Source organism: Curvibacter sp. GW821-FHT09D12 (assembly GCF_059416245.1).
Map to the genome: position 1 here is coordinate 60,630 of NZ_JBWKOU010000021.1, position 8,327 is coordinate 68,956.

General features: G+C 66.7%; 4 protein-coding genes and 1 pseudogene. 4 read left to right on the forward strand and 1 reads right to left on the reverse strand.

Going from position 1 to position 8,327, the window contains the following annotated elements:
• Nucleotides 1–83 precede the first annotated feature (83 nt).
• A complete protein-coding gene (locus AC07PT_RS24545; protein WP_494658448.1) occupies nucleotides 84–3,596 on the reverse strand; it encodes a transglutaminase family protein in 3,513 nt (1,170 codons plus the stop codon).
• 315 nt (nucleotides 3,597–3,911) lie between these two features.
• Here AC07PT_RS24545 and AC07PT_RS24550 point away from each other — a divergent pair, with 315 nt between their 5' ends.
• The 4 genes and pseudogenes from AC07PT_RS24550 to AC07PT_RS24565 all read left to right on the forward strand — a co-directional run bounded on the left by AC07PT_RS24550 (nucleotide 3,912) and on the right by AC07PT_RS24565 (nucleotide 8,316).
• Nucleotides 3,912–6,503 (forward strand): DNA internalization-related competence protein ComEC/Rec2, encoded by a 2,592-nt coding sequence (locus AC07PT_RS24550; RefSeq protein ID WP_494658449.1) that lies wholly within the window; start codon nucleotides 3,912–3,914, stop codon nucleotides 6,501–6,503.
• Nucleotides 6,504–6,594: 91 nt separating this feature from the next.
• Nucleotides 6,595–8,040: a circularly permuted type 2 ATP-grasp protein gene (locus AC07PT_RS24555; protein ID WP_492348700.1), complete on the forward strand. Its 1,446-nt coding sequence runs from the start codon at nucleotides 6,595–6,597 to the stop codon at nucleotides 8,038–8,040.
• A gap of 13 nt (nucleotides 8,041–8,053) precedes the next feature.
• Nucleotides 8,054–8,122, forward strand: a pseudogene (locus AC07PT_RS24560) (alpha-E domain-containing protein); the annotation flags it as partial.
• Nucleotides 8,123–8,193: 71 nt separating this feature from the next.
• On the forward strand, nucleotides 8,194–8,316 hold the full coding sequence (locus AC07PT_RS24565; RefSeq protein ID WP_494658450.1) for an alpha-E domain-containing protein: 123 nt from the start codon (nucleotides 8,194–8,196) through the stop codon (nucleotides 8,314–8,316).
• Nucleotides 8,317–8,327 lie beyond the last annotated feature (11 nt).

Genomic DNA, 8,327 nt, shown 5'->3' on the forward strand with positions numbered 1-8,327 from the left:
CATGAGCGGCTTGTTGACCTGATGCAAGTCATGAAACCGTCATGCTGTTGAGGCAGGACGATTTCACGAAACACCAGGCCAGCTCAGCGCCGCAGGTCGAGCGTGAAGGGGAACTCACGGCTGCCCGGCACGCCCACGGTGGCTTCGGGCACCTGCAGGGTGCCCGGGGTGTGGCCCATGCGGAAGAAGCGCGACAGGCGGCGGCTTTCGGCCTCGTAGGCGTTGACCGGGAAGGTCACGTAATTGCGCCCGCCCGGGTGGGCCACGTGGTACTGGCAGCCCCCAACCGAGCGTTTCATCCAGCTGTCGACAATGTCGAACACCAGGGGCGCATGCACGCCGATGCTGGGGTGCAGGGCCGAAGGTGGGTTCCAGGCCTTGTAACGCACGCTGGCGACAAATTCGCCCTCGATGCCGGTGGGCTGCAGCGGCAGCGGTCGGCCATTGACGGTGACCACATGGCGCGCATCGTTGAAGCCGCTCACATGCACCTCGATGCGTTCCAGTGACGAGTCGACGTAGCGCACCGTGCCGCCGGCCGAGCCCTCCTCGCCCATCACGTGCCAGGGTTCCAGCGCGTTGCGCAGTGTCAGCTCGATGCCCATGGACTGCACGTTGCCGACCAGCGGGAAGCGGAACTCGAAATGCGGGGCAAACCAGGCGTCGTCGAAGGCGTAGCCCGCCTGGCGCATCTCGGCCATCACGTCGTTGAAGTCCTGCCGCACGAAGGTGGGCAGCAGCCAGCGGTCGTGCAACTGGGTGCCCCAGCGGGTGACGGGCGCCTTGTAGGGCTGCTTCCAGAAGCGGGCGATCAGGGCGCGCAGCAGCAGTTGCTGGGCAATGCTCATGCGGGCGTGCGGCGGCATTTCGAAGGCCCGCAGTTCCAGCAGGCCGAGACGGCCGGTGCTGCTGTCGGGCGAGTACATCTTGTCGATGCAGAACTCGCTGCGGTGGGTGTTGCCGGTGACGTCGACCAGGATGTTGCGCAGGGTGCGGTCCACCAGCCAGGGCGGCATGTCCTGGCCGTACAGCTCGCGGTTGCGCTCGATCTCGCGCAGCGCGATCTCGAGTTCGTAGAGCTGGTCATTGCGGGCTTCGTCCACGCGCGGGGCCTGGCTGGTCGGGCCGATGAACATGCCCGAGAACAGGTAGCTCAGCGAGGGGTGGTTGTGCCAGTAAAGGATCAGGCTGGCCAGCAGCTCAGGCTTGCGCAGGAAGGGGCTGTCGGCCGGCGTGGCGCCGCCCAGTACAAAGTGGTTGCCGCCCCCGGTGCCCGTGTGCCGACCGTCGGTCATGAACTTCTCGGCCGTCAGGCGCGACTCGAAGGCAGCCTGGTACAGGAACTCGGTGTGCTGCACCAATTGTTTCCAGTTGTGCGCCGGGTGGATGTTCACCTCGATGACCCCCGGGTCCGGGGTGACCTGCAGCAGCTTCAGGCGCGGGTCGCGTGGTGGCGGGTAGCCCTCCAGCACGATCTGAACGCCCAGTTCTTCGGCTGTGGCCTCGATGGCGGCCAACAGGTCCAGGTAGTCTTCCAGCCGCGAAAGCGGGGGCATGAAGATGTACAGAAGGCTCGATTTGACGCTGGCCGCCTCGACCTTGGGGCCGTTGGCGCGCGCCGGGTTGCGCGCCTCGACACACAGGGCAGTGCGGGTGATCCAGTGGGCCGAGGTACCACGGGCGGGCGCCAAGTCCCATCGGCCGGGTTGGGGTTGGCCGGGCTGGGTGGCGGCGTCGCCATCGCCCTGGCCGTTCTGGCCCCCTGGGCCGGTGCCGAGGCCCTGGACGCGGCGCTGGGCTTCGCCCGGGCTGGCCGTGCCCGCGATGTAGGGCACGCCGCGCAGGTCGGTGCTGCCGCTGGCGTAGCGGCTGTGCAGGGCCTGGGCAGCCGGCAGGGTGGAGCGCGGGGCCATCGGGTCGGTCTCGACCATGTAGGGGTACTCGGCGCTGCTGACCCAGGGCAGGGAGTCCAGGGGCAGGCGGTAGCCCATGGGCGAATCGCCCGGGATCAGGTACATGCGCTCGTCGCGGAAGAACCACGGGCCGGTCTGCCAGCGCGGGCCGACCATGGCCGGGTTGTCGGCGTCGGGGTTCACATCCAGTGGCAGCACATAGCCCACCACCGAGTCAAGCTTCTGATCGAACACGCGGCGCAGGCGCACGCGCTCCATCTCGTCGTCGAGCTTGGAGTTGAAGGGGTCGACGTTGACGGGCAGGCGGCGCTCGCGCCACAGGTAGTACCAGGTGTCTTCGTAGCCCGCTTCGATGTACTGGTCGGTCATGCCCAACTTGCCGGCCAGGGTGCTGGTGAAGCGCTGGGCGTCGGCGGCGGTGTAGTGGGCCGTGACACGTTCGTCGGCGAACAGGGCCGGGTTGTTCCAGACCGGCTGGCCATCTGCCCGCCAGCAGATCGACAGGGCCCAGCGCGGCAACTGCTCACCCGGGTACCACTTGCCCTGGCCAAAGTGCAGGAAGCCGCCCTGGCCATATTCGTCACGCAGCCTGTGCACCAGCTCGGTGGCGTAGGCGCGCTTGGTGGGGCCCAAGGCGTCGGTGTTCCATTCGGCGCCTTCGCGGTCGTCGGTGGCCACATAGGTGGGCTCGCCGCCCTGGGTCAGGCGCACATCGCCCGCCACCAGTTCGGCATCCACCGCTTCGCCCAGGGCCAGCACGCGGGCCCATTGTTCGTCGGTGTAGGGCATGGTGACACGCGGCGATTCGTAGATGCGCGTGACTTCCATGTGGTGGCTGAACTCGACTTCACACTTGTCGACCGCCCCTTCAACGGGGGCGGCCCCCGAGGGCTGCGGCGTGCAGGCCAGCGGAATGTGGCCCTCGCCGGCCAGCAGACCCGAGGTGGGGTCCAGGCCGATCCAGCCGGCGCCGGGCAGGTAGACCTCGCACCAGGCGTGCAGGTCGGTGAAGTCGACTTCGGTGCCGCTGGGGCCGTCGAGCGCCTTCACGTCAGGCTTGAGCTGGATCAGGTAGCCCGACACAAAACGGGCCGCCAGGCCGCAGTGGCGCATCAATTGCACCAGCAGCCAGCCTGAATCACGGCAGGAGCCCGAGGCATTGCCGAGGGTTTCCTCAGGCGTTTGCACACCGGGTTCCATGCGGATCAGGTAGCGGATGTCGTTTTGCAGCTTCTGGTTCAGGCGCACCAGAAAGTCGATGGTCCGGCATTCGCTGCGGTCGATTTCGGCCAGGTATTTCTTCAGCAGCGGTGTCGGGGGCTCGGTGGCGAGGTAGGGCGCCAGTTCCTGCTTGACCAGCTCCTCATACTGGAACGGGAAGTTCTCGGCCGCAGGCTCCAGAAAAAAGTCGAAGGGGTTGTACACCGCCATCTCGACCACCAGATCGACCGTGACCTTGAATTCTGTGGTGGGGTTGGGGAAGACCAGGCGGGCCTGGTAATTGGCAAACGGGTCTTGCTGCCAGTTGATGAAATGGTTTTCGGGTTCGATGCGCAGCGAGTAGGAAATGACCTTGCTGCGGCAGTGCGGTGCCGGGCGCAGGCGGACCACCTGGGGGCCCAGGTTGACGGGCCGGTCATAGCGGTAGTGGGTGACGTGGTTCAGTGCAGCGTGGATCGACATTCGTCTTGTCTCTCTGGCAAAAGTGCCGGGAAACGGCCGCCTCGGGTTGGCAGCCTCTAAGAGCCTGTTCAATGTCTCGCACGGACCGAGGGAGACATTGAACAGGCTCTAAGCTCATCCTAGCAAGAGCCGCGCCACTGTGTGTGTCAATTCGACGGTGCCGGGTCACTTCTTTGAGTTTGATGCAATCCGGTCACCACAGTTTCCCGTGAGGGCAGGACCGGCGGCCCGACCGAGTGCACCGAGGGGGCCGCAAATGCACGGGGACCCCCTGTGACCCCGGTGGGCTGCCGGTGGTCGTCCCTAGGATGCTTGATGAACTGGATTTCCCGGCGTGAGTCAGCGTCGTTGCACCTGAGCCGCGAGGCCGGCGCGCGCTGGCGTCTGCCCTGGCGGGCTTGGGGGGTGTTGGGGCTGGGGGTCCTGGCCGGAACCCTGCTGCAGGTGCAGCAAGGCCGGCTGTCAGCCTCTGGCGTGTATGTTGCGGTGCTGTTCTTCGGGCTGCTCGGCTTGCTTGGCGTGGCCTGGGGCCGACGCCGTGCCGCCGTGGCGTCCCCGGCCCGGCTGGCGCTGGTGGCGGCCCTGGCGGGGGCCGTGGCCTGGGGCGGCGCGGGCTTGCGGGCGGCTCAGTTGCTGCAGCAGGCGCTGGCGCCTGAGCTGGAGGGGCGGGATCTGGTGCTGGTGGGACAGGTGGCCAGCCTGCCGCAGGCGGGGCCCTGGGGTTGGCGCTTTGTCCTGCGGGTTGAATCCGCTGCACTGCAGGGGCAACCCGTGGCGTTGCCGCCCGACCTGTTGTTGGGTTGGAACCCGCTGCAACACCCCGCCAGCCCCCCAGGTGCGGACGAGGAGGGTGAGCGCGATCTGGTCGAGGGGCTGATGGGCGGTGTCGTTGCGGCCTCAGGCCTGGCCGTCGCCGCGCCCGAGGCCCCGGTGCCGGGCCAGCGCTGGCGTTTCACGGTGCGGCTCAAGCGCGTGCATGGTGCGCGAAACCCGGGGGGCTTTGATCATGAACTCTGGCTGTGGGAGCAAGGCATCCTGGCCTCGGGCTGGGTGCGCGCCCGCACGGCTGCGCAGGCGCCACGCCTGCTGGCCGTGACCGCGGCCTACCCGGTCGAACGGTTGCGGCTGCGAGTGCGTGAGGCCATCGTGAGCACCTTGGGCGCTGCGGCCGACCCCGGAACCGGCGCCGGGGTGGTGGTGGCGCTGGTCACCGGGGACCAGCGATCCATCCGCCGCGAGGATTGGTTGCTGTTCCGGCAGACCGGCGTGGCGCATTTGATGAGCATTTCGGGCTTGCACATCACCCTGCTGGCCTGGCTGTCGGCGCGGGTTCTGGCCTGGCTCTGGCGCCAGACTGCGCGTTGGCCTGGCGCCTGGGGGCGGGGCTGCCTGTGGTGTCCGGCGCCGGTGCTGGGGCGCTGGGCTGGCCTGCTGGTGGCGCTGTGTTATTCGGTCTTCTGTGGGTGGGGGATTCCGGCCCAGCGCACCGTGGGCATGCTGGCGCTGGTCTGTGCGTTGCAGTCGGGGGGGCGCCGCTGGCCCTGGCCCGCGCTTTGGTCGGTGATGGTGGCGGGTGTCTTGCTGTGGGACCCGTGGGCCTGCCTGCAGCCGGGCTTCTGGCTCAGCTTTGTGGCAGTAGGCGTCCTGTTTGCCACGGATGTCGGGCGCCCCACCTCCTCGAAGGTGGCGGCCACGGCGCTGTCTCTCAGGGCGCTGAGGCCCCTGTTGGGTCTGCTGCGCGAGCAGGGCGTACTGGGCCTGGCCCTGGCGCCGCTGAGTCTCCTGCTGTTTGGTCAGGTGTCGGTGGTCGGCTTGGTGGCCAACCTGGTGGCGGTGCCGTGGGTGACGGCGGTGGTCACGCCGCTGGCCCTGCTGGGCTGCCTGCTGCCGCCCCTGTGGTGGCTGGCGCAGCAGGCGCTGCAACTGTTGCTGTGGGCCTTGCAGTGGATGGCGCAATGGCCGGGCGCGACTTGGTCGACGGCTGTGGCACCGGTTTGGGCGGTCTTGGCGGGCGGGTTGGGTGGCCTCCTGTGTGTCGGCCCCTGGCCTCCGGCCTGGCGCTGTCTGGGGCTGCCCTTGCTGGTGCCGGTGTTGCTGTGGCAGCCGGGCGTCCCAGCACCGGGGCGTTTTGACCTGCTGGCCGTTGACGTGGGGCAGGGCACCGCCGTGTGGTTGCGCACGGCCACTCGGAGCCTTCTGTATGACGCGGGGCCCCGGTACTCCCCGGACAGTGATGCGGGCGAGCGGGTCCTGGTGCCGCTGTTGCGGGCGCAGGGCGCTGACCTGAGCACTTTGGTGCTCAGCCACCGCGACACCGATCACACCGGTGGGGCTTCGGCGGTGCTGCAGGCCTATCCAGAAGCCCACTTGAGGGCCACCTGGAGCGGGTTGACCGTCTGGGCAGGGCGCCCGGCACAAGCCTGTGTCGCCGGTGAGCGCTGGCAATGGGATGGCGTGGGCTTTGAAGTGCTGCACCCTGCTGCAGCAGACGTGGTGCCGGGGGCGCGCAGCAATGCCCTGAGTTGCGTGCTGCGCGTGCAGGACGCGCAGGGCCAGACCGCCTTGCTGACCGGCGACATCGAGCGGGATCAGGAGCGCGCCCTGCTGGCGCGCGGGGCACCCTTGAAGGCCGATTTCCTGTTGGTACCGCACCACGGCAGCACCACGTCCTCCAGTGAAGAGTTCCTGCGGGCTGTGCAGCCCTCGGTGGCGGTGGCCCAGGCCGGTTACCGCAATCGCTTCGGTCACCCGGCCACGCGGGTGGTGGACCGATATGCCGGGCTGAACATCGCCTGGGCAGCCACCCCTGAATGTGGGGCCGTGCATTGGTCCAGCAGCCATCCGGATCGCTGGACCTGCCAGCGGGTGCTGGATCGCCGCTACTGGCAGTGGCCGCAGTTACCTTGATGTGGAAAATTTTCGTTTTGGATCAGCGCTGTGCACAAAACAAGTGCAGATTGGGCCCGGAAATTGCTATGCTGAAAGCAGGAGATGGTCCATGCTGAAATTTGACGAGATGTACACCCGTTTGCCCATCGCGGGCAGCCCCGTGCGAACCCACTACGAGGCGTATGAGCGTTGGCTGGCCCGACAGCCGGCCGAGATGATGAAGGCCCGTCGCGAAGAAGCAGAGATGATCTTCCGCCGTGTGGGCATCACCTTCGCGGTCTATGGCGCCAAGGATGAGGATGGTGCAGGCACCGAGCGCCTGATCCCCTTCGACTTGATTCCGCGCATCATCCCGGCGCACGAATGGCAGTCGATGGAAAAAGGGCTGGTCCAGCGGGTCACCGCGCTGAACCGCTTCATCCACGATGTCTACCATGATCAGGACATCATCCGTGCCGGTGTCATCCCGGCCGATCAGATTCTCAACAACGCGCAGTTCCGCAGCGTGATGATGGGCGTCGATGTGCCCAACAACATCTACTCGCAGATCTCGGGCATCGACATCGTGCGGGCCCCCAATGCCAATGGCGACGGCGAGTACTACGTGCTCGAAGACAACCTGCGCGTGCCCAGCGGCGTGAGCTACATGCTCGAAGACCGCAAGATGATGATGCGGCTGTTCCCCGACCTGTTCAGCCAGCACCGGGTGGCCCCGGTGGCGCATTACCCCGACCTGCTGCTGGAAACCTTGCGCGCCTCGGCACCTCCGGCCACGGCCGAGCCGACCGTGGTGGTGCTGACCCCTGGCATGTACAACAGTGCCTATTTCGAGCATGCCTTCCTGGCCCAGCAGATGGGCGTTGAGCTGGTCGAGGGGCAGGACCTGCTGGTGAAGGACGACTTCGTGTGGATGCGCACCACGCGTGGCCTCAAGCGGGTGGATGTGATCTACCGCCGGGTGGACGACGATTTCCTCGACCCGCAGGTGTTCCGCCCCACGTCCACGCTGGGCTGTGCCGGGCTCATGAACGCCTACCGTGCCGGCAACGTGGCGATCTGCAATGCCGTGGGCACGGGCGTGGCCGACGACAAGTCGATCTACCCCTACGTGCCCAAGATGATCGAGTTCTACCTGGGCGAAAAGCCGATCCTGAACAACGTGCCCACCTACATGTGCCGCAACAAGGACGAGTTGCAGTACACCCTGGACAACCTCAAGGACCTGGTGGTCAAGGAAGTGCACGGTGCCGGCGGCTACGGCATGCTGGTCGGCCCTGCCTCGACCAAGGCCGAGATCGAAGAGTTCCGCGCCGCGGTGCTGGCCAACCCCAGTGGTTACATCGCCCAGCCCACGCTCAGCCTGTCGAGCTGCCCGACCTTCGTCGAGTCCGGCATCGCGCCGCGCCACATCGATCTGCGGCCCTTTGTGCTGTCGGGCAAGACGGTGCAGATGGTGCCCGGTGGCCTGACCCGCGTGGCCTTGAAGGAGGGCTCTCTGGTGGTCAACTCGTCACAGGGCGGGGGCACCAAGGACACCTGGATTCTGGAAGTTTGAGAGGGGATATTGAATGCTGTCGAGAACCGCTGACCATTTGTTCTGGATGTCCCGTTATACCGAGCGTGCTGAAAAGCAGGCCGCAGGCATGCTTTCTACAAAATGCAGCCGGGCGCGCAGCGCCTGCGGTGTTTGAGGCTTAGGAGTCACTGAATGTTGTCAAGAACCGCTGATCATTTGTTCTGGATGTCTCGTTATACCGAGTGTGCCGAAAAGCAGGCCGCAGGCATGCTTTCTACAAAATGCAGCCGGGCGCGCAGCGCCTGCGGTGTTTGAGGCTTAGGAGT